Here is a 24,664-nt window from a genome sequence, read left to right as displayed (position 1 = left end):
CGGCATGGCCGCCACCCTGCCCCCTACGAACGTGCAGCCGCCTGCGGTCAGCATGTCCGGCATCCGCATCGCCTTCGGCAAGGTGGTGGCCAACGACGCCGTGGACCTCGAGGTCCGGCCCGGCGAGATCCATGCGCTGCTCGGCGAGAACGGAGCCGGCAAGACGACGCTGATGCGGGCACTGTCCGGTCTGCTCCAGCCCGATGCGGGCGCCATCCGGCTGAATGGCCAGCCAGTTGTCATCCGCGATCCGCAAACCGCGCAGGACCTCGGGATCGGCATGGTCCACCAGCATTTCATGCTGATCGAGACGATGACCGTGGCCGAGAACATGTCGCTCGGCCTGCCGCGCGAACGCGCCGGCGGCCGGGTGTTCTTTCCCGATTTCGACCGGGTGGCGCGGGAGGTCGATGCGCTCGGGCGCCGGCACGACCTGCAGGTCGATGCCTCCGCCCGCGTCGGCAGCCTGACGGTCGCCGGGCAGCAGCGGGTGGAGATCCTCAAGGCGCTCCACCGCGGCGCGCGTGTGCTAATCCTCGACGAGCCGACCGCGGTGCTCTCGCCGCAGGAAAGCCTCCGGCTCTTCGCGGTGGTGCGCTCTCTCGCAGAGGAAGGCACTGCGATCATCTTCATCAGCCACAAGCTGCACGAGGTGATGGCCGTGACGGACCGGATCACGGTCCTGCGGCGCGGCAAGGTTGCCGGCTGCCTCACCACCGCCGAGACATCAGAAGGCGAGATCGCGCGCCTGATGGTCGGCGCGGTGACTTCCCGGCCCCGGCGCAACACCACCCCGCGCGGCGAGACGGGCACCGTCCTGCGTCTGCGCGGCGCGGGTCTCACGGACGAACGCGGGCTTCGCCAGCTCGATGGGATCGACCTCGAGATCGGCCGATCCGAGATCCTCGGCGTCGCCGGGGTCGACGGCAACGGGCAGAGCGAGCTGGCCGAGGTCGTGGTGGGCCTTCAGCGTCTGAGCGACGGGAGCATCGAGTTGGACGGCGCGGACATGACCGGAGCCTCCCCCGCTGTCCGGATCGCCCGCGGCGTCGCCCATGTTCCGGAGGATCGGCACCGCACGGCCCTGGTGCCGGACATGTCGGTCGCCGACAACGCCGTCATCGAGATGGCCGGATGGCGCAGATTCGCCCGCGCCGGGCTGCGGCGCGGCAGGCACATCGCCGAGTTCGCGCGGGAATTGGTGCAGGATTACGACGTCCGACCCGGCGACATTCGCCAACCCGTCGGCTCCCTGTCCGGCGGCAACCAGCAGAAGCTCGTGATGGGGCGCGCGCTGACGCGGGACCCCAAGCTGATCGTCGCGGTGCAGCCCGCACGAGGGCTGGATTTCGGCGCCACCGCCTTTGTCCATGGCCGCCTCCTGGACAGCAGGTCCGGAGGAGCAGCCATCATGCTGATCTCTGCCGAGATGGACGAGTTGGTGGCGCTCTGCGACCGGATCGTCGTCATGTATCGCGGCATGATCATCGGCGAGCAGACGGGCCCCGACTACGACATCGCCGCGCTCGGCCTCATGATGGCGGGGCGCGCCGCATGACCGTCCGCACCGCCCCCGGCGCGGACGCCCTCGCCTTTCTGCGCGAGCGGCTGGTCGCGCAGAACGCCCTGTCGGGCCTCGTCGCGCTGGCGCTGGCGTTCGGCGTCGGCGCGTTGCTGATCCTGTCGATGGGCGTGAACCCCATCGAGGCCTGCGCCGTGCTGTTCCAGGCCTCTCTGGGCAGCACCAACGGGCTCGCCGAAACCGCGATCCGGACGGTGCCGCTGGCGCTCGCCGGTATCGGCATTGCCCTGTCCTTCCGGGCGGGCGTGTTCAACGTCGGCGCGGAAGGACAGATCTTCATCGGCGGCATCGCCACGGCCTTTGTCGGCGTTCAGCTTGCAGGGGCACCGTCAGCCATCGTGCTGCCGGCAATGGCTGCAGCCGCCATGCTGGCCGGCGCCTTCTGGTCCTCGATCGCCGGTGTGCTGAAGCTCCGCTTCGGAGCCGATGAGCTGATCACCACGATCATGCTCAACTACGTCGCCATCCACTTCGTCAGCTACCTCCTGCACGGCCCCCTGCAAGCGCCCGGCTCGCCATTGGCCCAGACCGAGCGCCTTGCGCGCGAGCTGCGACTGCCGATCCTCGTTCCGACGACGCGGCTCCATGCCGGTATCCTGCTCGTGATCCTCGTCACGGTCGCGGCGCAGGTCTGGCTCTGGCTGTCGGTGGGCGGCTTCCGTCTGCGGTCGGTCGGGCACAACCCGCGGGCGGCGCGCAGCGCGGGGATCAACGTGACCGGCGTAACCTTGCTCGCCTTCGTCCTCTGCGGCGCGCTCTCCGGGCTCGCCGGCTTTTCCGAGGTCGCCGGCGTGCACCGCCGCATGATCGAGAACCTGTCCCCCGGCTTCGGCTATACCGCGATCATCGTGGCGCTGCTGGGTCGCACCAGCCCATTGGGTGTCCTGATGGCCGCAACGCTCTTCGCCGCACTGCAGATCGGCTCCTCGACCATGGAAAGCGCGCTCGGCGTGCCCGGGGCGCTCATCGCCATGATCCAGGCGCTGGTGGTGCTGTTCCTGATCGGACAGGGCGCGCTCTTCACCGCGATCGGCCATCTCCTGCGCCGGCGCACCGCCCCGGAGACCCAACGATGATGTCGATCCTGACCGATCCCGTTTTCGCCGGGTTCCTCTCGGCAAGTGTGCGCCTGAGCATGCCGATCCTGCTCGCGGCCCTCGGCGGGGTCTTTGCCGAACGCTCCGGCGTGCTCAACGTCGGGCTCGAGGGCATGATGCTGGCCGGCTGCTTCGCCGGGTTCATGCTCACCTTTCTGTCCGGCCAGCTGAGCGTCGGGCTGGCCGCGGCGATGGTCGTGGGCGGGCTCGTCGGGCTGCTGCTCGGCTGTTTCGCGATCACCTTGCGGGCCAACCAGGTCGTTGTGGGCATTGCCATCAACCTGTTGGTCGCCGGCACCACGGCCTTCCTGTTCCGGCTGGCGTTCCGGGCTGGCGCAGAGACGCCGCGGATCACGCCCTTCAAGCCGCTGGACTTCGGTCCGCTCGCCGATATCCCCGTGCTCGGGCCGCTGCTCTTCAGCCACGACATACTGACCTACGCGGCCCTCGGCCTTGTGCTGCTGTCCTGGGTCGTGCTGTGCCGATCGACCATCGGCCTGACCGTCTCGGCCGTCGGCGAGCACCCGGTCGCGGCGACAACGCTGGGCCTCTACGTCATCCGGACCCGCTACCTCGCCGTCATGGCCAGTGGCGTGCTGGCGGGCCTTGGCGGGGCGTTCCTGTCGATAAGCGCCACGGGGCTGTTTCTGGACAACATGACGGCCGGGCGGGGATACATCGCGCTCGCGATCCTGATCCTCGGACGGCGGCACCCGGTGGGGATCGTCGCCGCCTCGCTTCTATTCGGCGCCGCCGAGGCGCTCCAGTTGCGTGCCCAGCTCATGCCGACGGGCGTGCCGCTGCAGGCGCTGATCGTTCTGCCCTATGCGCTGACCCTCGTCGTGCTGGCCGGGTTCGCCTCGCGAAGCGGCGCGCCGGCCTCACTCGGGCAGCCCCTACCGCGAACCGGGATCCGCTAAAACCGGCACAGGGTGTTGGACGGGAAACCGACCTTCGCCGCTCAGATGTAGCTGTCCGCGAAGGGATAGGAGATCGACACCACCCCTTCGGTGAACGCGTCGAAGCTCGCCCGCAGGGTGTGGTGCGGCCAGAGGAGCCGCATCGTGCCCTCGCGCGGCCAGTAGGCGGCGGTGTAAAGCGTGCCGAAACCGGATCCGAAGGCCGTCGAATAGAGCGGCGGCTGAAGGAAATGGTGCAGGAAGCGTTCCTCGGTTTCCGGGTGCAGAGACAGCCGCTGCAGCAGGAACCGCTCGCGCTCCACCGTCGCCGTCAGGCGGGCATGGCTCGCCCATTCGACGCGCTCCTGGTGATTGGTGGCAACCGGCACATGGGCCACCATCGTGGGCCGGTCAGGGGCGAGATAGGCGGTCATGAACTGCCGGTCCGCATCGATCACGGTGACGTTGTAGCTCATGTGGCAAGGGACGCGCCGCAGCACCTCGCAGGCTTCTTCCGCCGTCGTGCAGGTCTGGAGAATGTAGCGCAGGATGAGAGGGACCCCGAACCCCTCGCCGATCGCACGGCGCCCCCCAAAGGTCAGCGACACCGCGAGCCCGGCATCGTTCATGCCATCCACCAGTCCGAACAGCCCGTCCGACGTGCCGATGACCCCGCGTCCCTGCCAGCCCGTCTTGAGCAGAACCGCATCAAAAGCCCTGGGGTCGTAGTCGTAGTTGCGCACCAGGAGTGGCGTGTCGCCGGGCCAGATTGCCTGGCTGCAGCCCGAGAGGTAGCGGGGCGGGCAAAAGAAGCTGAGGAACCGCGCCTGCAAGTCGCCGCCGCCGGCGGCCTCGCACAGCTCGTCGTAGAGGTCGAGAATCTCCGGCATGCTGCGCCGGATGGCGGCACGGCTCTCGCTGTAGGTCGGTCGCGTGGTGAGGCCCTCGCGGGACCACCAGGTCTTGTAGGCTGGCCAGAACTCGGAAAACAGCGCCGCCCATTTCGGGCCCGGCAGCTCCTCCTCGATGGCACGAAAATGAACCGTCATACCTCCTGATGATCCCAATCCGGCAATGGCGCAAGCCGATAACGGGCGCTCTGCGCGACGCACTCCCCCGGCGCGTCGCGCTACCTCAGCAACCGCGCGCCGCCTACATGATCTTGAACGCCGGGTCCTCGTAGGCCTGCGCCGAGGGCAGCGGCCGGGCGGAATAGGCGTTCTTGATCCCGTCGATCCAGCGCTTCGACTTTTCCGTCAGCTTGAAACCTTTGGTCATGGAGCGCCCGCGTGTGACGAGAATCCCGAGGTCCGCCCCCTCGTAGCGGTAGTCGCCGATGTTGGAGATCCGAAGGAAGAAGGCCTCGTCCTCGCTCTCGACCGCGCGCCGGTGATAGTCGAACCGGTCGAACACCACCCGCCCGTCGGGCATCATGCGATAGATGCCGGATTCCGGGGCGCGGGTGATGATGTCGACGCTGTCCTCGGTGTGTTTGATGACCATCTGCGACCAGCTGTCGATCATGTCCGGGTCCGCCCAGCGGGCGTTCAGCTCGTCCACGTCGAGGTCGAACGGCTTTTTCGAGAACTCCAGCAGGTGGAACAGGAACAGCGGCGCGTCGGCATGGGCAAAGGCCGCGTGGTTGGTCATCGACGAGGCGCCGGTGATGCGCGGGTTCAACTCGCCCAGCCAGATGTCGTCGCTCTTCTTGTCGATCAGGAAGTCGAGCTCGAAATAGCCGCGATACCCCTCCTTGCGCAGCTGCTCGCCGAACTGGAAGGTCAGGTCTCGGGCCTTCTGGCGCTGCTTGGGCGAGAAGGCGGTCGAGAAGATCTCGTTGCCGCACCAGCCGCCGCGATAGGGCGTCAGTTCCTTGAAGCCGACCAGTTCGGTCATCAGCGGGCCGACGATGGTGCCCTGGTTGGTGGCGCAGGCCTCGATCGCCGAGCCCCGGCAGTCGATCCGCTTCATGATCTTGATCTCGCCCTGGCCGACGATCTCGTGCTCATGCTTGCGGAAATCCGCCTCGGTCTTGATGAAGAAGGTGGTGTGGCCGGAATCGCCGAAGGCCGATTGCAGAACCAGGTCGTTGCCCAGCCCGGCTTTCTCGCAGAGCGTCATCAGGTGGTCGTAGCTTTTCACCTTGGACAGTGTGTTCGGCACGGAGGGCACACCGGCCTTGTTGCCGACCCGTACGGTCTCGATCTTGTTGTCCATGTGCGTCCGGAGCCGCGCCTTCGGGAACCAGACCTCGCCGCCCAGTTCCTTGACCAGCTTCTCGGTCTTCTCGTCGAACATCAGGAAAACGAACTTGGGCTTGCCGCCGCGCGCCTTGACGTAGTCGACGACCTCCTTGTGCTGCAGCAGGTAGTTGTTGATGTCCTCGATGGACTGGAACTCGTCATGCGGCACCTCGGAGGGGACCAGCACGTTCGGGTGCCGGCCGTCGAAGCAATCCATGTAGCAGATGTACTTGAAATTCTTCACCCATTCGTCCAGCCCGAGCAGGTTGAAGTTGGTGGCCGAGACGAAATAGATCGGGTCCGAATTGGTGTGGAAGTATCGACGGATCTCCGAGATGTTCTTCAGCGTCTTCTTGGGCATCTGGTCTAGCTCCCTTCCGAGTCTCTGGACTTGAGGGACGCGAGCGCGTCCTTGGTGAATACGCGAAGGCCGAGGTCGGCCCGGAACCCGTGGATCTCCGAGACGTCGAGCGCCCGCATGAAGGCTAGGATCTCGGGGCTGATCACCTGCCCCGGCACCAGGATCGGGAAGCCGGGCGGATAGGGGATCACGAAGCTGGCCGAGACCAGCTCCTCGCCTGCGTTGAGCCGCTCCATCAGCCGGTCGTCGAGCGGCAGGTAGTCGCAGTTCTCCTCGGTGTAGGAGAGGAAGAACGCCGAGCGGATGTCGCCTTCTGGCGTCTCGCCGGCATCCCGGAACGCATCGTGAAAGCGGCTGAAGTCCGGCAGTGGCGGCACATGTTCGACCAGCGCCGCAACCCGGTTGTCGAACGACCTGCGCTCCATCCTTGAGGCATCGTCGAGCAGGTCGTCGAGCTCGTTCGCGATCTCGACCAGAACTTCGATCAGGTAGGCGACCGACGAACGGGTCGTTCCGATGTTGGTCATGAACAGGACCGTATTACGCGAGGTCTTGTTGATCTGGATCCCGTACTTGTCCATCAGGATCTTGGTCTTGAACGTGTCGCCGTCCCAGCCTGTCCCGCCCACGGCGAGCGTGACGCGTGTCGGATCGAGCACGAACTCATCCGTGGACCAGATTTCCCAGGTATCCAGCCAGCCCTGTTCGGGGTCGTAGTAGCTCTCGATTCCGCTTTCCCGGTACTCTTCCGGGATCATGTCGCTTGGCGTCAGCAGCTTGAAGTACTTCTTCAGCAGCGGATGGGTGGTCACCGCGCGGCGGATCGCCATCGCGCTCTCGACCTGCCGCTGGACGAATTCGTAGCCCTCGAGTTCCACCTGCCGGCGCCCGACATCGAGCGAAGCGATGATCTGATAGTTCGGCGAGGTCGAAGTATGGGTCATGTAGGCCTCGTGAAAGCCCTCCTCGACCTCTCCCTTGAAGTCCTGATCGTTGACATGGATCATCGAGCCCTGACGCAGGGATGTCAGGGTCTTGTGCGTCGACTGCGTGGCATAGACCCGGACGCGCGCGTCCGGCGGTGGCACGAGCCGCGTGTTCAGGATGGTTTCGTCGTCGGCGTCCTTGAGCTGCTTCTGCTGGGCATCCCAGGCCGCCGCGGTTTCCTCGGTCTTGAGAGTCCTCCGCAGCGTGTTGGCCACTCGCATGGCCGTCCGCAGACGATAGCTCGGTCCGAAGCGCGCAAATGCGAACCAGGCCTCGTCCCACAGGAAGATCAGGTCCTTCTTGATGGCGAGGCATTCCTCCATCACGCGCTGGACGTTGTAGACCAGCCCGTCGAAGGTGCAGTTGGTCAGAAGAACCATGCGCACCCGGTCGAGCTTGCCCTCCGCCTTGAGCTGCAACAGCTGGTGCTTGATCTCGCGGATCGGCACCGCGCCATACATCGAGTACTCATGGAGCGGATAACTGTCCATGTAGACCACGCGGGCCCCTGCCAGCACCATGCCGTAGTGATGCGACTTGTGGCAGTCGCGGTCGATCAGCACGATGTCGCCCGGCTTGACCAGCGCCTGCACCACGATCTTGTTGCAGGTAGAGGTGCCATTGGTCGCAAAGAAGGTCTGCTTGGAGCCGAAGGCCCGGGCCGCCATGTCCTGCGCTTCCTTGATCGGCCCTCGGGGCTCCAGCAGGCTGTCGAGCCCGCCCGACGTTGCGGATGTCTCGGCCAGGAAGATGTTGGGGCCATAGAAGGCGCCCATGTCCTGGATCCAATGCGACCGGGTGATCGACTTGCCGCGGCTGATCGGCATCGCATGGAACACGCCGGTCGGCTGCTTGGAGTATTCCTTTAGGGCGGTGAAGAACGGTGTCTTGTACCGCGCGGTCACGCCCCGAAGGATGTTCAGATGAAGCTCCAGGAAGTCCTCCTGATTGTAGAACACCCTGCGGCAGCGGCCCAGATCCAGCCCGGCGATGTCCTCAACCGAACGGTCGGTGACCAGATAGGCGTCGAGCTCGGGGCGGATCTTGGCGATCAGCCGGCAGGCTTCCGGCCCGAATTCGCTCGGCGCCAACGAATCCACTTCCTCGTCCTGCCCCAGGTGCGACACGTATTCGTCGAGGATGGGCAGCTTGTTCTTGGACTTCAGACTGATGCCGGGGCGGATGACCACCGCCTGGACATTGTGGTTGAACAGGATCCCCAGCAGAGCGTCCTCCAGAGAGGGAACGACCACCGGCTCGTAGATGAACGGATCCTCGCTGCGCCGCATGCGTTGCAGGCTGGAGCGCAGGAAGCGTTCATGCTGCTCGGCAACATCGTCGACGATCAGAACCTCGAAGTAGGGCCTGCCGAGGGCGCGGGCTTCGGGCGACAGCGCGGCCTCGTCCTCGTAGTCCTCGTTGTCGATCTCGGAGGAATTCAGCGGAACGGTACGCCGCCGGTAGGCGCCCGATGTCAGGGCCCGGGCGATCCGGCGGACCGACACCGAGAGATCCTCGATGTTCTCCTGCGCCAGAAGACGCCGCAGGTTCTCGAAGACCGCGGCGCCAGGAAACGCCCAGTAGGTTTCGATCGGGGCCAGCGCTTCCATCAGATCCAACGCGGCAGCGCGCAGCTTCTTGCCCTGCCTGCTGCTCACCCCGTGGCGTTCCATCCCTTCGCAGGCTTCGCGCAGCGCGCTCCATCTGTCGGCCCGCAGCTGAGTGGCGCTGAAATAGTCCCGAATGGTGGGGAGCTTCTGCTCCCCGGTCTGCGCGTTCATGGTAACCCCTCCCTGGTTGTCATGGCGCCACGTGACGGAACCCGTTCGCGGTCAGTCCGATCCCGTCTTGCCATGGAAGACGGAAAAGTTCTTCGGCGGCGTTTCGGCCTTTTCCAGATAGCCCAATGCGGTGCGCGGATCGGTGGACTTCAGCCCCGCTGCAGACCCCTGCCCCGGCGTCGCCAACGGCCCCAGCGTCTTGAGATAGGCATCGGCCCCGCTGTCGCGGTCATAGACGGTGAACTCCGCATCGCGGTCCCGGAAGCTCTTGAGCACCTGGCCAAGACCCTTCAGGCCGGTCTCGCGCTGGCGCCGGACCTGGTCGAGATCGACCTCGATCGGGAACATGTCCTCCTGCCCGGCCGACTGGTGCAGCACGGTTGCCGCCGGGTCTACCACGAGCGAGCGCCCGACCCCGCCGGCCGCGAGGCCGTTCACGTCGAAGACATAGCACTGGAACTGCGCGGCGGTCGCACGTGCGATTGCGATCTCGGCGTCCCGGTCGGTGGTGCCGGTCAAGACGGGGTGCAGCAGCACCTCGACCCCCTGGCTGGTGAGCTGCCGCGTGGTTTCCGGGAACCAGATGTCATAGCAGATCGACAGGCCGAACCGGCCGACGTCCGGCACGTCGAACACGCAGAACTCGGTGCCGGCCGCGACCCCCGCCTCGTAGGGCCGGAACGGAAACATCTTGGAATACTTGGCCACGATCTCCCCCTCGGGGTTGATCACGACGGACGTGTTGTAGATCCGGCCGTCCTCGCGCTTCTCGAACATCGAGCCTGGAATGAGCCAGATCTTGTAGCGGCGGGCGTCCTCCTGGAAGATCTCCAGCGCCTCGTTGGGGAAGGGCTGCGCGTAGCGGTCGAGCGGGCCATAGGGCGCGAGCTCGGAAAACAGAACCATCTGCGTCCAGGGAAAGCGCGCCATCAGGATCTCGATCCGGTGGCGCATGGCCTCCACGTTGGAGTGCAGTGCCGCGACATGCATCTGCACCCCGGCAATGGCGAAAGGCGTCATATTCGTGATTTCTCCAGTTGGAAGTTCGTCTCCTCCCCGAGAGAACTCTTGATCCGGCCCGAGGGCCAAAAGGTCGTGGATCGTGCTGTCACCGCACCACCATCACGGGGATGGAGGCATGGCGGACGACCTTCTCGGCGTTGGAACCGACAAGCATCGTCTGCAGGTCGTCCGGCGGGTGGGACGCCATCACGATCAGATCGGCGCCCACCTGCTTTGCCGCATGCAGCAGGTGTTCCGGCACATGGCCATGCTCGACATGCACGACCACGCTGGTTCCCTCCGGAACGTTCTCGTCACAGAAGGTGTCGAGTTGCTCCTTCATCTGCTGCAGCGCCCGTTTCTCGAAATCCGCGGGCAGGAAGGACGAGATCATCGCCGATCCCAGGTCGTGCACGATGCCCAACACATGCAACGTGCCCTCCGAACCGCAGAGTTTCACCGCCATCGGCAGCGCCTTGGTCCAGGACGCCGGGTGGTTGAGGTCGATCGGCAGAAGTACGTTGGCAAACATCGCGTTCCCTCCCGTCAGGCGGTTGCCGGAAGCGGCGTCGCACGACGCCGCTGAAGCATGATGATCCCGGCCAGAAGCAGGAGCGCCGGCAGGTACATCAGGTACTTGGACGGCTGCGCGCTCGGCGCCAGGACCTCCACGATCTCCTGGTCCCAGTCGAGGCCGGCCTTCTGGGCGGGGCTGTCGAAGGCGACGTTGTCGATGATGACCTTGCCGTCCCGCTCGACCGCCTCGATCCCCGAGGCCAGCAGCTTGTCCGCGCCGGTCTCCCCTTCCGGCACCGGCACGAGCGCGGTGAAGGTCACCGGATCGCCGACCGAGTTCAGCCCGTTCACGGTGAGCCGCAGGTCATTGCCCGCCTCGGTGCCCTCCATCGCCTGTTCGAGCTGCGCCGGCGGCAGCGTCTCGAAGGGCGGCACCACCATGTCCATCCAGAAGCCAGGACGGAAGAAGGTGAAGGCCACCAGCAGCAACGCGATGGTTTCGTAGAACCGGTTCCGGGTCAGGAACCACCCCTGCGTTGCTGCCGCGAAGAGCAGCATAGCTATCGTCGCCGTTATGAAGACGAAAATGCCCTGCACCCACCCGACATTGATCAGCAGGAGATCGGTGTTGAAGATGAAGAGGAAGGGCAGCGCCGCCGTCCGCAGCGAGTAGAAGAACGCCACGACACCGGTTCGGATCGGATCGCCCCCCGAGACCGCCGCAGCCGCAAAGGAGGCGAGGCCCACCGGCGGCGTCACGTCGGCCATGATGCCGAAGTAGAAGACGAAGAGGTGCACGGCGATCAGCGGCACGATCAGCCCGTTCTGCTGACCGAGCGTCACGATCACCGGCGCCAGCAGCGCCGAGACGACGATGTAGTTCGCCGTGGTCGGCAGGCCCATGCCGAGGATCAGGCTGAGGATCGCGGTGAGCAGCAGGATCGCCATGATGTTGCCGCCCGAGAGCACCTCGACCACGTCCGCCAGCGCCGAACCGACACCGGTCTGGCTGACCGCACCCACGATGATGCCGGCGGTCGCCGTGGCGATGCCGATGCCGATCATGTTGCGTGCGCCGGCTTCCAGCCCCTCGATCAGTTCGCGGACACCATTGCGAAGCGCGCCGCCGAGGTTCCCCTCGCCGCGGAAGATCGCTTCGATCGGACGCTGGGTGAGCAGGATGAAGATCATGAACGAGGCCGCCCAGAAGGCCGAGAGGCCCGGGCTCAGGCGGTCCACCATCAGGGCCCAGACCAGCACCACCACCGGCAGCAGGAAGTGCAGACCGGCGCGGATGGTCGGCCCCGGCAGCGGCAGTTTCGATACCGGCGCGTTCGGGTCCTCCAGCTTGAGCCGCTCCTCGCGACAGGAGATGTAGAGGAGCCCGACATAGACCACGGACAGCATGCCGAAGATCACGTATCCCGCCGCGGCCCCGAAGACAGGCCGGATCCAGCCCATCGTGAAGTAGACGGCGAAAGACAGCGCGCAGATCGCCGCGATGGTGAAGGCAAGCGAGATCAGCCAGGCGACGAGCGGCTTGGGCTCGTAGGCGCGCGGCAGCCCCTGCATGTTGGCCTTCATCGCCTCGAGATGCACGATGTAGACCAGCGCGATGTAGGAGATCACGGCGGGCACGAAGGCGTGCTTGACCACGTCGAAATAGGGGATGCCCACGTATTCGACCATCAGGAACGCCGCAGCGCCCATGACCGGGGGCATGATCTGACCGTTCACCGAGGATGCCACCTCGACCGCGCCCGCCTTCTCGGCGGAGAAGCCAACGCGCTTCATCAGCGGAATGGTGAAGGTGCCGGTGGTGACCACGTTGGCGATGGAAGAGCCGGAGATCAGGCCGGTCATCGCCGAGGAGACGACCGCCGCCTTGGCGGGTCCGCCCCGCATGTGGCCCATCAGCGAGAAGGCCACCTGGATGAAGTAGTTGCCGGCCCCGGCCTTGTCGAGCAGCGAGCCGAACAGCACGAAGAGGAAGACGAAGGAGGTCGACACGCCGAGCGCGATGCCGAAAACGCCTTCGGTGGTGATCCACTGATGGTTCACCACCTCGGAGAGGTTGTTGCCCTTGTGCGCGATGATGCTGGGCATCAGCGGGCCGAGGAAGGTGTAGACGAGGAAGACCGTCGAGACGATCATCAGCGCCGGCCCGAGGGCACGGCGGGTCGCCTCAAGAAGGATCAGAAGGCCGATCACCGCGATCACGAAGTCGGGCAGGATCGGTGCACCGACCCGCTGAGCGATGGCATCATAGGCAAAGTAGAGATAGAGCGACGAGACCGCGCCGGCGATGGCGAGCGCCCATTCCCAGGGCGGCACCCGGTCCTTGGGCGAGCCGAGGAGGATCGCGGCGATCACGCCCAGTCCGACCAGAGGCACCCACCAGACAGACGTGCCTTCCTTGGCGCCGTACATGAACAGCACCGACAACAGCGCCGGAACGCCCACGGCGAGGGCAAGCTGCACGGGCGTGCGGGCCGCAGGATAGGCGGCATAGGCAAGGAACAGGGCAAAGGCGAGGTGGATGGAGCGCGCCTCGGTGTCGTTGAAGACGCCGAAGCCGATCATGAAGGGGATAGGGCTCGCGATCCAGAGCTGGAACAGCGACCAGACGATCGCCGTCACCATGATCAGGCGCGCAATGGGTGCGGAAGGCGATCTGCCACCTGTGTCAGAGGACGCGACGAGTTCGTCGAGTTCGCTCTGGCTGAGGCCGGCATGACCCGCCGCTGCCTGTTCGACAGCCGCTGCCTCGAATTGCTTGTCGTCGCTCATGGGCGTGCCCCCGTTCGCCCGGCCGCCGGCGCGATTGGTCGCCTCATGCAGGCCGATGTTGGGTTGTGCGGCCCGAAGCGGCCCTGCCCGTATGGCAGGGCCGCCCGGATCGCGTTACTTCCGGCGCGTTACTGGATCCAGCCGCGCTCGCGATAGTATTGCTCAGCGCCCGGATGCAGCGGGGCGCTGAGGCCGTCGGCGATCATGTCGGCTTCCTGCAGGTTCGCAAAGGCCGGATGGAGGCCCTTGAACCGGTCGAAGTTGTCGAACACGGCCTTCACGACGGTATAGACAACGTCATCCGGCACATCGGCGGAGGTCACGAAGGTCGCCTTGACGCCGAAGGTGTCCACGTCGTTGTCGGTGCCCTTGTACATGCCGCCGGGAATGGTGGCCTTGGCGTAGTAGGGGTTGTCGGCGACCAGCTTGTCGATCGCCTCGCCCGTCACCGGCAGGATCACCGCATCCACCGTCGAGGTGGCTTCCTGGATGGAGCCGTTCGGGTGGCCGACGGTGTAGATGATCGCGTCGACCTTGTTGTCGCCGAGGGCCGCCGATTGTTCGGCCGGCTTGAGCTCGGAGGCGAGGGCGAAGTCAGAGGAAGACTTGCCCATGGCGTTCAGCACGACATCCATGGTGGCGCGCTGGCCGGAGCCGGGGTTGCCGACGTTGACCCGCTTGCCGAAGAGGTCGTCGAAGGTGGCCGCGCCGCTGTCGGCACGAGCAACCACGGTGAAGGGCTCGCCATGGACCGAGAACACGGCCCGCAGCTTGTCGACCTGCTTGCCCTCGAATTCCGAGCTGCCGTTGTAGGCATGGTACTGCCAGTCGGACTGGGCCACGCCCATGTCCATGTCGCCGGCCGAGATGGCGTTGATGTTGGCAATCGAACCGCCGGTGGACGGCGCGGTGCACTTCAGATTGTGCTCGGCGGTGCCGCGGTTCACGAGGCGGCAGATCGACTGCCCCACCACGAAGTACACGCCGGTCTGTCCGCCGGTGCCGATCGTGATGAAACGCTCCTGCGCCGCAGCGCCCGTTGCGGCGACCGCAATCCCAGCAGCGACCGCAATGGTGCGAAATGAGGTCATTTCTTTCTCCCTGATTGTGACCGTCTCATGCGACGGACTCTCAATGTTTAACGCGAGTCCTGTTCACCAACCAACGCTAACAGGTTGATCTTGTGTGGCAACAGGTATCGCATCTGCGACATCTTCACGCCGCGTTCCGCACACGGAACGGGCGACCAATCGTCAGAAACTCGGCGGCGTGCAAGCGCTTATGACGATGCACGGCGCCGAGAAGGCATTTCGGAACCGGTGGGGCAACCGGCTGTCGAAAAGGTAGCCATCACCGGGGTTTAGAACACGAACTTCATCGCCGACCGTCACCTCGATCAGCCCCTCGACCACGATTCCCGCCTCTTCGCCGTCATGGGTCAGGAACTCCGGCCCGGTGTCCGAGCCGGGCGGGTAGGTTTCGTGCAGAAGTTGCAGCGCGTGCCGCGATGCATCCCCAAGTTGCCGCAACGACACCCGCGCTGCCGCGGCCCCGAGTCCGACGTCCTGTGGCGAAAGCTCGACGAAATCGTCCCGCGTGTAGAAGTGCTTCGGCGTGGGCGAGGATTCGACCTCCTGGAAGAACTCCGACAGCGTCATCGGCACGGCATCCAGCAACCGCTTGAGCGACGCCACCGACGGGCTGGACTTGTTCTGCTCCATCAAGGAAATCGCGCCGTTGGTCAGCCCGGCACGGGCGGCCAGTTCGCGCTGCGAAAGACCGCGCTGCTCGCGCACCTCCTTCAATCTGCCGCCAACGTCCACCTAGCCCACCTCACTCATCGTGCGTTCGAAAAATTAAGCGGCAGAAGGCGCCGCCGGTCAAGGGAATTCTAGAGAAGATCCATAAGCCATTGGCATAAATAAGCTTTAAGAGATTGATGGATAGAGCGCGACCAGACGGGCTCACAGCGGCCCGGATTCAGATTGACAATAAAAATAAGCGCACAATAAGAATATTTATCATTCATGACCTCAAGAGGAGGGCGACCGATGACCGCCACGACGGTGAAGGGAAAGAAAAAGGCTGCCGCCAAACCGACGGGCAAGGCGCCCCGGGCGAGCGCCGCCAAAACGCAAACCGTTGACGGCGGCGCTTCGAATGCCGACCTGCTGAAGCGACGCCAGGCGGCTGTCGCGCGCGGTGTCGCCTCGGCTGCGCCGGTGTTCGCGGACCGCGCCGAGAATGCCGAGCTTTGGGATGTGGAAGGCAGGCGCTACATCGACTTCGCCGGCGGCATCGCGGTGCTGAACACCGGCCACCGTCACCCGAAAGTCGTCGCCGCCGCCAAGGCGCAGGAGGACCGGTTCACCCACACCTCCTTCCAGGTCGTTCCCTACGAATCCTATGTCGCGCTGTCGGAGAAGCTGAACGCGCTCGCCCCCGGCGACTTCGCCAAGAAGACGCTGCTGGTCACGACCGGAGCGGAAGCCGTTGAGAACGCGGTCAAGATCGCCCGCGCAGCCACCGGCCGCCCCGGCGTCATCGCCTTCACCGCGGGCTACCACGGCCGCACCCTTCTGACGCTCGGACTGACCGGCAAGGTCTCGCCCTACAAGAAGGACGTCGGCCCCTTCCCCGCCGACATCTTCCGCGTGCCCTTTCCGAGCGTGCGCGAGCAGATCACGGTGGAGGATTCGATCCGTGCGCTCGAGATGCTGTTCAAGACCGATGCACAGCCCGACCGCGTGGCCGCGATCATCCTCGAGCCGGTCCTCGGCGAAGGCGGCTATCACCCGGTTCCGGCCGAGCTGTGGCAGGCGCTGCGCGCGATCTGCGACCGGCACGGCATCCTGCTGATTTCCGACGAGATTCAGGCGGGCTTCGGCCGCACCGGCACCTGGTTTGCCGTCGAGCATTCCGGCGTCGCGCCGGACCTGATGACGGTCGCCAAGAGCCTCGCCGGCGGCTACCCGCTGGCCGGCGTCGTCGGCCGCGCCGAAGTGATGGATGCGCTCGAGCCCGGGGGGCTGGGCGGCACCTACGGCGGCAACCCGGTCGCCTGCGCCGCCGCGCTCGCGGCCATCGAGGCGATCGAGACCGAGGGGCTGCTTGCCCGCTCCACCGCCCTTGGCGAGACCCTGCGTGCCCGATTCGCGGACATGGGCGCCCGCGTCGCCCCCTACCGGATGTGGGACATCCGCGGCCTCGGCGCGATGCTGGCAGTGGAGTTCGTGACCGATTTCGACAATGCCACGCCCGATGCGGCGCTGACCAAGGCGGTGGTCTCCGGCGCCCTGGAGCGGGGCCTGATCCTGCTGTCCTGCGGCATGGACGGCAACGCGATTCGAATCATGGTGCCGCTGACCGCCTCCGACGCGATCATCGACGAAGGCATGGCGATCTTCGAAGCCGCGCTTGCGGCGGCCATCGCGGCCGAGTAACTCGATCAGGACCGGCGCGGGACCGTCCCGCGCCGGATTTCCCGGGCCGCGCAACGGGTGCTAGACTTGGTTGCACGATTGCGCAGACCGCAGTCAGGCCCAGCCAGGAAGGTGACCCATGTCCCACATTTTTCCCCGCCACACCCGCCAGCTCCCGCCGATGGCCGTCTCCGGACAGGGCTGTTACCTGATCGACGAGACCGGCAAGCAGTATCTCGACGCCTCGGGCGGCGCGGCGGTCTCCTGCCTCGGGCATGGCGACCGGGAGGTCATCGAGGCGGTCAAGGGCCAGCTCGACCAGCTCGCTTTTGCCCACACCGGCTTCTTCACCTCGAAACCGGCCGAGGATCTGGCCGACATCCTGATCGCGAATGCGCCGGCCGGGCTGGACCGGGTCTACCTGGTGTCCGGCGGCTCCGAGGCCACAGAAGCCGCGATCAAGCTCGCACGGCAGTACTGGGTCGAAAAGGGCGAGCCGCAGCGCGGCCGCGTTATCGCCCGCAAGCAAAGCTACCACGGCAACACCATCGGCGCGCTGAGCGCAGGGGGCAACGAGTGGCGCCGGGCGCAGTTCGGGCCGCTGCTGCTCGACATGAGCCATATCGACCCGTGCTACGAATACCGCCTGCGCCAGCCCGGCGAGAGCGCCGAGGAATACGGCCGCCGCGCCGCCGACGCGTTGGAAGCCGAACTCCTGCGGGTCGGCCCCGAAACGGTCATGGCCTTCATGGCAGAGCCCGTGGTCGGTGCGACCGCCGGCGCCCTCACCCCTGCCCCGGGCTATTTCAAGCGCATCCGCGAGATCTGCGACCGCTACGGCGTGCTGCTGATCCTCGATGAGGTGATGTGCGGCATGGGCCGCACCGGCACGCTCTTTGCATGCGAACAGGACGGCGTCGCGCCTGACATCGCCTGCATCGCCAAGGGCCTCGGCGCCGGCTACCAGCCGATCGGCGCGATGCTCTGCTCCTCCGAGATCTACGACGCGCTGATCAACGGTTCGGGCTTTTTCCAGCACGGACACACCTACATGGGCCATCCCGCGGCCGCAGCCGCCGGGCGGGCCGTGGTGGGCGCGATCCTTGGCCGGGACCTGCTGCCGCGGGTGAAGACGCAGGGCGAGGCGCTGGCCGCCAGGCTGGCCGACCGGTTCGGACAGCATGCCCATGTGGGCGACCTGCGCGGGCGCGGGTTGTTCCGCGGCATCGAACTTGTCGAGGACCGCGAAACCAAGGCGCCGTTCGATCCCTCGAAGGGCCTGGCCGGCAAGATCAAGAAAGCGGCCTTCGAGGCCGGGCTGATCTGCTATCCGATGTCGGGCACCATCGACGGCCGGCAAGGCGACCACGTGCTGCTCGCTCCTCCCTTCATTATCGAGGACACCCAGCTCGACGAGCTGGTCGACAAGCTGGACGGCGCTATCTCGAAGGCGCTCGCGGCGGCCTGACACGGCGGCCGGCCCAAGCAACGCACTGACACCAAGGGAGTTCCCATGCTCGACACACCGACCGAACTGAAGGGCCTGCTTAAGGATCCCGAGCTGCTCGCGACGAAGGCCTATCTCGCCGGCAACTGGGCCGACGCCGACAACGGCGCCACCTTCGAGGTGACCAACCCCGTCAACGGGAACGTCATCGCCCGCGTGGCCGACCTGACCCGCGCGGAGACCGCTCGCGCGATCGATGCCGCATATTCCGCGCAGAAGGACTGGGCGAGCTGGACAGGCAAGGAACGCGCCGCCGTACTGCGCCGCTGGTACGACCTGATGGTCGAACACGCCGACGACCTCGCCACGATTTTGACCGTGGAACAGGGCAAGCCCCATGCCGAGGCCCGCGGCGAGATCCTCTATGGCGCATCCTTCGTCGAATGGTTTGCCGAAGAGGCCAAGCGGATCTACGGCGAGACCATCCCCGGCCACCAGCGCGACAAACGGATCACCGTGATCCGCCAGCCGATCGGCGTGGCCGCCTCCATCACGCCCTGGAACTTCCCCAACGCGATGATCACCCGCAAGGCCGGGCCGGCGCTCGCCGCCGGCTGCGCCTTTGTCTCCCGCCCCGCGGCCGAAACGCCGCTCTCGGCCCTCGCGCTCGGCGTGCTGGCGGACCGCGCCGGCATCCCCGCGGGCGTCTTCTCGGTGATCCCCTCGTCCCGCTCCTCCGACATCGGCAAGGAGTTCTGCGAGAACCCGAAGGTCCGCAAGCTCACCTTCACCGGTTCCACGGAGGTCGGGCGCATCCTGCTCAAGCAGGCCGCCGACCAGGTGATGAAATGCTCGATGGAGCTCGGCGGCAACGCGCCCTTCATCGTCTTCGACGACGCCGACCTCGATGCCGCCGTCGAGGGGGCGATGATCTCGAAATACCGCAACAACGGCCAGACCTGCGTCTGCGCCAACCGGCTCTACGTGCAGGCCGGCGTCTATGACGCCTTTGCCGAGAAACTCGCCGCTGCGGTGGAGAAGATGCAGGTGGGAGACGGGCTCGCCGAAGGCTCCCAACTCGGCCCGCTGATCAACGAGGCCGCGGTCGAGAAGGTCGAGGAGCATATCGCCGACGCGGTGTCGAAGGGCGGCAAGGTCATCACCGGCGGCGCCCGTCACGCGCTTGGCGGGACCTTCTTCCAGCCGACCATCGTCACCGGGGCAAGCAAGGACATGGCTTTTGCCCAGGAAGAGACCTTCGGCCCCCTCGCCCCGCTCTTCCGCTTCGAGACGGTCGAAGAGGTGATCGAGCTGGCGAACGACACGATCTTCGGCCTCGCCGCATATTTCTACGCCCGCGACCTGAGCCGCGTGACCAAGGTGTCCGAGGCGCTGGAATACGGGATGGTGGGCGTCAACACCGGCCTGATCTCGACCGAGGTCGCCCCCTTCGGCGGGGTGAAGCAATCCGGTCTCGGCCGCGAGGGCAGCCACCACGGGACCGAGGAATTCCTCGAGATGAAATACATCTGCACCTCGGTCTGACGCCCTTGTGAACGACAACCTGGCAGGGCGGCGCCCCGCGCCGCCCTGCCACGCGACCTATGGCGCCCTGCCAACCGCCTTCTCCAGTCAGACGCGATGGGATCCAACTGCTGGCACGCCCCACAAGTGGCGAGCCCCGGTTTCCCAAAACTGTCAGATCACCGACATCCGGGCGTTACCTTCCCTGAGGATTGTCCCCCGCACATTTTCCGCCCGCGATGGTCGTGAGGTATTGCTGTGGGGGCAAAACAAAAATGGTTAAGTTGAACAGGGTTGTGGGCAGCACGACCGGAGCGGATGCCGAGTTTATCGAGATATTCGGAACGCCGGGCGAGAGCCTGGAGGGCCTCAGCCTGATCGTCGTCGAAAGCGACGCCGGCAGCTCCAACGGCACCATCGACTTCCGCCTGGACCTCGATGCCTCGGCCGTGATCGGGGACACCGGCTTCTTCCTGCTTGGCAACAACCTCGTTGCCGGCGCCTACGGCGTCACCCCGGACTACGAGATCGCACAGAACGCCATCGAGAATTCCAGCTACACCATCGCGCTTGTCCAGACCTCCTCTCTCGCGGGCGGCAGCGTCACCGGCGGTGAAGTTGTTGTCGACGCAGTCGCCGTGACGGATGGTGGGGCGAGCGACAGCTTCTTCTTCGGCGCGCCGGTCATCGGGCCGGATGGCTCCTTCCTGCCAGCGGGCTTCATACGCCTCGTCGACGGCGAGGGCAGCACGGCCGCCGACTTCCGCTTTGCCGATTTCAACATCGATCCGTCGAGCGACGCCCCGCGCAACAGCGGCGCCACGGGCGAGGAAGAGATCGAGGCGACGGAGCTGACCATCTCCGAGATCCAGGGCTCCGGCCTGACTTCGGACTACGATGGCGAGGTTGTGCGCACCACCGGCATCGTCACCGCCGTGTCCGCCAACGGCTACTACCTGCAATCCGCGGTCGGCGACGGCGACGATGCCACCTCGGACGCGATCTACGTCTTTGATTTCTCCCACGGCCTCAGCGTCGGCGACGAGATCGAGATCGTGGCCAGCGTCACCGAATACGTGCCCGGCGGGGCCAGCAGCGGCAACCAGCCGACGACCGAACTGGTCGACGTGCAGGAAATCTCCGTGCTTGCCACCGGCGTCGCGCTTCCCGAGGCGGTGCTGCTCGGCGGCACCGACGGCCGGGTCGTTCCCGCGACCTCCATCGCCGACGCTCTCGCCTTCTTCGAGAGCCTCGAGGGCATGCTGATCACCGCGCAGGACCTCGTCGCGACCTCCGGCACCAGCTACTTCGGCGAGATCTACGGCGTCGTGCCGACCGCCACCGGCAGTTACCCGATCCTGTCCGAACGCGGCACGCTGAACATCTCGGAAGGCGACTTCAACCCCGAGCGGATCCAGATCGACGAGGATTCCGGCATCTTCAACTTCGACTTCCCGGAGGTGAATGTCGGCGACCGGCTCGGTGACGTGACTGGCGTTCTCAGCTTCGCCTTCGGCAATTACGAGCTGATCCCGACCGTGGACTTCACCTCACAGATCGTCTCTGGCGGTCTGACGGGCGAGACCACCAGCCTGACCCGAACCGACAGCGGTCTGACCATCGCCACCTACAACGTGCTCAACCTCGACCCGAACGATGCCGACGGCGACACCGACGTGGCCGACGGGCGCTTCGATGCCATCGCGGCGCAGATCGTGGAGAACCTCGGCAGCCCGGACATCATCGGCCTGCAGGAGATCCAGAACTCCGATGGCTCGATCATCAGCGACATCTCCTCTGCCGACGGCACGCTCCAGGCGCTGATCGACGCAATCGCCGCTGCCGGCGGCCCGCAATATGCCTTCATCGACACCCCCGACGTGCCGACGACCTATATCGACGGCAACGGCGACACCATCCGACCGGTCGGTGGCCAGCCGGGCGGCGACATCCGCAACGCCTTCCTCTACGACACGACTCGCGTCAGCCTCGTCGAGGGGTCCGTGCGCACGCTGGTCGACGGGGATGGCGACGAGTACTCGTTCTTCGAAGGGCGGATCCCGCTTGTGGCGGAGTTCCAGTTCATCGGCGGTGGCGCAACGGATGGCCCGGTCCTCACGGTCATCAACGTGCACCTCTCCTCCAAGAGCGGCTCCGCGCCGATCATGGGGACGACCCAGCCCTTCGACACCGCCGACGCGCAGGAAGACCCCGCGATCAACGGCTCCGTCGACCAGCGCAAGCAGCAGGCACAGTTCATTGCCGATTACATCGAAAGCCTCGGCGATGAGGCGCAGGTGGTCGTGCTCGGCGATTTCAACGAGTTCGAGTTCGTTTCGCCGACCGAGATCATCGCCGACGCCGGACTGACCAACCTGACGAACTTCCTGCCCGAGGACGAGCGCTACAGCTATATTTTCGAGGGCAACAGCCAGTCGCTCGACCACATCATGGTCGACAACGGGCTGGCGAAGGTGACCGAGGTGGACAACGTCCACGTCAACGCCGAGTTCGCCGCCACCGACACGCGCGCCTCCGACCATGACCCGATCGTGGCCCGGATCAACTTCGCCCCGGTGGCCGAAGATGACACGCTTCGCGTTGTGGCCGAGAACTTCCACAAGTTCCACGCCTTCGACCTGCTCGCCAACGATTATGCCCCGACCGGCAAGGCGCTCTTCATCTCCGAGATCAACGGTCAGGACATCGGAAAGAAACCGACCTTCTTCATCGAGGAAGACGGCAAGAAGGTCGGCATCGTCAAGCTGCAGGACGACGGCACGATCCTCGTCAAGGCGACCAAGCCTGTGAGCGAGCTGAACTTCACCTACCGCGTCTCCGACGGCACCTACGAGAGCGAGCTGGCCGAAGTCGGCGTCACCAACCCGACGCCGGACTTCACCCTCAGCCTGCTGCATTTCGCCGACCAGGAAGCCGGCGCTGCGGCCGTCGAGGATGCGCCGCGCCTGTCGGCTGTTCTCAACGCCCTGCGGGGCGAGGACGTGGGCGCCGACGGCACCCTGACACTGTCCTCGGGCGACGCCTTCATCCCGGGCCTCTTCTACCAGGCCTCGGCGGCGGTCTTCGGCACTGCCGGCATCGCGGACATGCAGATCCAGAACGAGCTGGGCGTGCAGGCCATCGCATTCGGCAACCACGAGTTCGATTTCGGCACGGCACAGCTCGCCGGGCTGATCTCGGGCGATGCCGCGGGCGATTTTTCCGCGCTGGTGGGCTCCAGCCTGGAAGGGATGGACTTCACCGGTGCCGCCTTCCCTTACCTTTCGGCCAATCTCGACTTCTCGACCGACGCCAACATGGCGTCGTTGATGGTCGCGGGAGGGCTGTCTCCGGTCGCCAACGCCGTCACCTCCTCGACGGTGATCGAGGAAGGCGGAGAGCTCTTCGGCATCGTCGGCGCGACGACGCCCACGCTCGCCCGCATCTCCTCGCCCGGTGACGTCGGCATCGCTCCCTTCTGGGCCGACACCATCCCGACCGCCGCCGAACTGGATGCCCTGGCCTCCGAGATCCAGGCCGAGGTCGACGCCCTGCTCGATGCGAACCCGGAGATGAACAAGGTCATCCTGCTCGCCCACATGCAGCAGCTTTCGATCAAGCAGGAACTCGCCGCGCGCCTGACGGACGTGGACGTGATCGTCGCCGGCGGGTCGAACACCCGCCTCCTCGACGAAACCGACCGACTGCGCGACGGCGACAGCGCGCAGGGCGAATATCCGATCTTCATCGAGAACGCCGGCGGCACAACCACCGCGGTGGTCAACACCGACGGCAGCTACAAATATGTCGGCCGGCTGGTCGTCGACTTCGATGCCGATGGCAACATCATCCCGGAGACCTACGACCCGGAGATCTCGGGCGCCTATGCGACCGACGCGCAGGGTGTGGCCGATCTGAACGCCGAAGACCTCGTCGACCCCGAGGTCCAGGCCATCGCGGACGCGATCCAGGATCAGATCCTCGCGACGGAAAGCAACGTCTTCGGCATCTCCAACGTCTTCCTGAACGGCAATCGCTCGGGCACCTTCGCCTCGGACGATCCCGACGGGGTGCGGACGCAGGAGACCAATCTCGGCGATCTCACGGCGGATGCGAACCTCGCCTATGCAAACGAGATGCAGGACAGCGTCGATGTCTGGCTCTCGCTCAAGAACGGCGGCGGCATTCGCGCCTCCATCGGCCAGACCGTGGTCCCCGCGGGCGGCACCGAGTTCGAACGTCTGCCGAACGAGGAGATCCTGGACGGCGACGGCAACGTCGCCAAGCCCGCCGGCGGCATCAGCCAGAACGACATCCAGACCTCGCTGTCCTTCAACAACGACCTGGTGGTCGGCTCGCTGACCGCGACGGAGATCGTGACGGTTCTGGAACACGGCCTGGCCGCGCTGCCGGACGTCAACGGCCGCTTCCCGCAACTCGCCGGCCTGCAGCTCAGCTTCGACCCCGACGCGCCCTCCGGCGCCCGGATCGAGGATGCAGCCTTCGTCGACGAGAGCGGCAATGTCCGCGCGGTGCTCGTCAATGACGGGGTCGTAGTCAATGCGGATGCGGAATACGGCGTGGTCACCCTCGGGTTCCTCGCCACCGGCGGCGACGGCTACCCCTTCCCCACCGATTGGATCGAGCTCGCGCTCGCCGATACGGATGGAGACGGGCTGGACGACGAGGTTCTGAGCGGCGATGCGACCTTCGCTTACGACGGCACCGAACAGGATGCCTTCGCCGAATACCTGCTCGACACCCACGCCACTGCGGACACCGCCTACGACGTGGCCGACACCGGGCCGGACCTCGACACTCGCATCGTCAACCTCGCTTACCAGACCGGCGCCGACCTCGATGCCGCCATCGACGACTTCCTCATGTCCGACACTTTCCTGATCGCCTGACAGGACGGATAGCGGAACGATCCGGCCCCGCCGGCTTCACGCCGGCGGGGCCTTTCCTATCCCGGCCCGCCGCAGGGCGCGGCACCGGAAACAGCGGCAGCCG

The 24,664-nt window shown here is 65.9% G+C and carries 15 protein-coding genes; 7 read left to right on the top strand and 8 right to left on the bottom strand.

Features of this window, described 5'->3' with window-relative positions; translation table 11 throughout:
• The first annotated feature begins 4 nt into the window (after nucleotides 1-4).
• Genes CHB86_RS04070 through CHB86_RS04060 form a run of 3 tightly spaced genes read left to right on the top strand, consistent with a single transcriptional unit; the run spans nucleotide 5 to nucleotide 3,599 of the window.
• Nucleotides 5-1,558, top strand: coding sequence for an ABC transporter ATP-binding protein (locus tag CHB86_RS04070; protein ID WP_089231473.1), 1,554 nt, complete (start codon nucleotides 5-7; stop codon nucleotides 1,556-1,558).
• A complete protein-coding gene (locus CHB86_RS04065) occupies nucleotides 1,555-2,658 on the top strand; it encodes an ABC transporter permease (RefSeq protein ID WP_089231471.1) in 1,104 nt (367 codons plus the stop codon). The genes CHB86_RS04070 and CHB86_RS04065 overlap by 4 nt, the downstream gene beginning before the upstream one ends.
• The gene (locus CHB86_RS04060) at nucleotides 2,655-3,599 is read left to right on the top strand and encodes an ABC transporter permease (protein WP_217898256.1); all 945 of its coding nucleotides are present in this window, start codon (nucleotides 2,655-2,657) and stop codon (nucleotides 3,597-3,599) included. Before CHB86_RS04065 ends, CHB86_RS04060 begins: the two co-directional genes overlap by 4 nt.
• A 41-nt stretch (nucleotides 3,600-3,640) precedes the next feature.
• On the opposite strand, the gene CHB86_RS04055 is transcribed toward CHB86_RS04060, so the two are convergent.
• The 8 genes from CHB86_RS04055 to CHB86_RS04020 form a co-directional block, all read right to left on the bottom strand.
• On the bottom strand, nucleotides 3,641-4,627 hold the full coding sequence (locus tag CHB86_RS04055; protein ID WP_089231469.1) for a C45 family autoproteolytic acyltransferase/hydrolase: 987 nt from the start codon (nucleotides 4,625-4,627) through the stop codon (nucleotides 3,641-3,643).
• A gap of 103 nt (nucleotides 4,628-4,730) precedes the next feature.
• Nucleotides 4,731-6,182 (bottom strand): biotin carboxylase, encoded by a 1,452-nt coding sequence (locus tag CHB86_RS04050; RefSeq protein ID WP_089231467.1) that lies wholly within the window; start codon nucleotides 6,180-6,182, stop codon nucleotides 4,731-4,733.
• Nucleotides 6,183-6,187: 5 nt separating this feature from the next.
• On the bottom strand, nucleotides 6,188-8,950 hold the full coding sequence (locus CHB86_RS04045; RefSeq protein WP_089231465.1) for an aminotransferase class I/II-fold pyridoxal phosphate-dependent enzyme: 2,763 nt from the start codon (nucleotides 8,948-8,950) through the stop codon (nucleotides 6,188-6,190).
• A gap of 51 nt (nucleotides 8,951-9,001) precedes the next feature.
• Nucleotides 9,002-9,970 carry a carbon-nitrogen hydrolase family protein gene (locus CHB86_RS04040; protein ID WP_089231463.1) on the bottom strand — a complete coding sequence of 323 codons (969 nt, stop codon included), beginning with the start codon at nucleotides 9,968-9,970 and terminating at the stop codon, nucleotides 9,002-9,004.
• An 88-nt stretch (nucleotides 9,971-10,058) separates the two neighbouring features.
• Nucleotides 10,059-10,484, bottom strand: a complete 426-nt coding sequence (locus tag CHB86_RS04035; RefSeq protein WP_089231461.1) for a universal stress protein — start codon at nucleotides 10,482-10,484, stop codon at nucleotides 10,059-10,061.
• A 14-nt stretch (nucleotides 10,485-10,498) separates the two neighbouring features.
• Nucleotides 10,499-13,258: a TRAP transporter permease gene (locus CHB86_RS04030; protein WP_089231459.1), complete on the bottom strand. Its 2,760-nt coding sequence runs from the start codon at nucleotides 13,256-13,258 to the stop codon at nucleotides 10,499-10,501.
• Between the two features lie 128 nt (nucleotides 13,259-13,386).
• On the bottom strand, nucleotides 13,387-14,349 hold the full coding sequence (locus CHB86_RS04025; RefSeq protein ID WP_089231458.1) for a TAXI family TRAP transporter solute-binding subunit: 963 nt from the start codon (nucleotides 14,347-14,349) through the stop codon (nucleotides 13,387-13,389).
• Nucleotides 14,350-14,511: 162 nt separating this feature from the next.
• Complete coding sequence (locus tag CHB86_RS04020; RefSeq protein WP_089231456.1) at nucleotides 14,512-15,081, bottom strand: cupin domain-containing protein; 570 nt, start codon at nucleotides 15,079-15,081, stop codon at nucleotides 14,512-14,514.
• A 228-nt stretch (nucleotides 15,082-15,309) separates the two neighbouring features.
• On the opposite strand from CHB86_RS04020, the gene gabT reads away from it, so the two are divergent.
• The 4 genes from gabT (at nucleotide 15,310) to CHB86_RS24855 (ending at nucleotide 24,561) form a co-directional block, all read left to right on the top strand.
• A complete protein-coding gene (gene gabT, locus CHB86_RS04015) occupies nucleotides 15,310-16,701 on the top strand; it encodes a 4-aminobutyrate--2-oxoglutarate transaminase (RefSeq protein ID WP_089231455.1) in 1,392 nt (463 codons plus the stop codon).
• Between the two features lie 118 nt (nucleotides 16,702-16,819).
• Nucleotides 16,820-18,148, top strand: a complete 1,329-nt coding sequence (locus tag CHB86_RS04010) for an aspartate aminotransferase family protein (RefSeq protein WP_089231453.1) — start codon at nucleotides 16,820-16,822, stop codon at nucleotides 18,146-18,148.
• A 45-nt stretch (nucleotides 18,149-18,193) separates the two neighbouring features.
• Nucleotides 18,194-19,672 carry an NAD-dependent succinate-semialdehyde dehydrogenase gene (locus CHB86_RS04005; protein WP_089231451.1) on the top strand — a complete coding sequence of 493 codons (1,479 nt, stop codon included), beginning with the start codon at nucleotides 18,194-18,196 and terminating at the stop codon, nucleotides 19,670-19,672.
• A gap of 254 nt (nucleotides 19,673-19,926) precedes the next feature.
• Nucleotides 19,927-24,561 carry a 5'-nucleotidase C-terminal domain-containing protein gene (locus CHB86_RS24855; protein ID WP_217898255.1) on the top strand — a complete coding sequence of 1,545 codons (4,635 nt, stop codon included), beginning with the start codon at nucleotides 19,927-19,929 and terminating at the stop codon, nucleotides 24,559-24,561.
• The last annotated feature ends 103 nt before the right edge of the window (nucleotides 24,562-24,664 follow it).

This window comes from Tropicimonas sediminicola (assembly GCF_900188335.1).
Taxonomy (GTDB): Bacteria; Pseudomonadota; Alphaproteobacteria; order Rhodobacterales; family Rhodobacteraceae; genus Tropicimonas; species Tropicimonas sediminicola.
This window is presented reverse-complemented; position numbering and strand designations above follow the sequence as displayed.

Coding starts and splice junctions, on each gene's coding strand:
- CHB86_RS04045 (WP_089231465.1), bottom strand. CDS start 8,950: ATGAACGCGCAGACCGGGGAGCAGAAGCTCCCCACCATTCGGGACTAT.
- CHB86_RS04035 (WP_089231461.1), bottom strand. CDS start 10,484: ATGTTTGCCAACGTACTTCTGCCGATCGACCTCAACCACCCGGCGTCC.
- gabT (WP_089231455.1), top strand. CDS start 15,310: ATGACCGCCACGACGGTGAAGGGAAAGAAAAAGGCTGCCGCCAAACCG.
- CHB86_RS04050 (WP_089231467.1), bottom strand. CDS start 6,182: ATGCCCAAGAAGACGCTGAAGAACATCTCGGAGATCCGTCGATACTTC.
- CHB86_RS04005 (WP_089231451.1), top strand. CDS start 18,194: ATGCTCGACACACCGACCGAACTGAAGGGCCTGCTTAAGGATCCCGAG.
- CHB86_RS04070 (WP_089231473.1), top strand. CDS start 5: ATGGCCGCCACCCTGCCCCCTACGAACGTGCAGCCGCCTGCGGTCAGC.
- CHB86_RS04060 (WP_217898256.1), top strand. CDS start 2,655: ATGATGTCGATCCTGACCGATCCCGTTTTCGCCGGGTTCCTCTCGGCA.
- CHB86_RS04040 (WP_089231463.1), bottom strand. CDS start 9,970: ATGACGCCTTTCGCCATTGCCGGGGTGCAGATGCATGTCGCGGCACTG.
- CHB86_RS04025 (WP_089231458.1), bottom strand. CDS start 14,349: ATGACCTCATTTCGCACCATTGCGGTCGCTGCTGGGATTGCGGTCGCC.
- CHB86_RS04010 (WP_089231453.1), top strand. CDS start 16,820: ATGTCCCACATTTTTCCCCGCCACACCCGCCAGCTCCCGCCGATGGCC.
- CHB86_RS24855 (WP_217898255.1), top strand. CDS start 19,927: ATGGTTAAGTTGAACAGGGTTGTGGGCAGCACGACCGGAGCGGATGCC.
- CHB86_RS04065 (WP_089231471.1), top strand. CDS start 1,555: ATGACCGTCCGCACCGCCCCCGGCGCGGACGCCCTCGCCTTTCTGCGC.
- CHB86_RS04030 (WP_089231459.1), bottom strand. CDS start 13,258: ATGAGCGACGACAAGCAATTCGAGGCAGCGGCTGTCGAACAGGCAGCG.
- CHB86_RS04055 (WP_089231469.1), bottom strand. CDS start 4,627: ATGACGGTTCATTTTCGTGCCATCGAGGAGGAGCTGCCGGGCCCGAAA.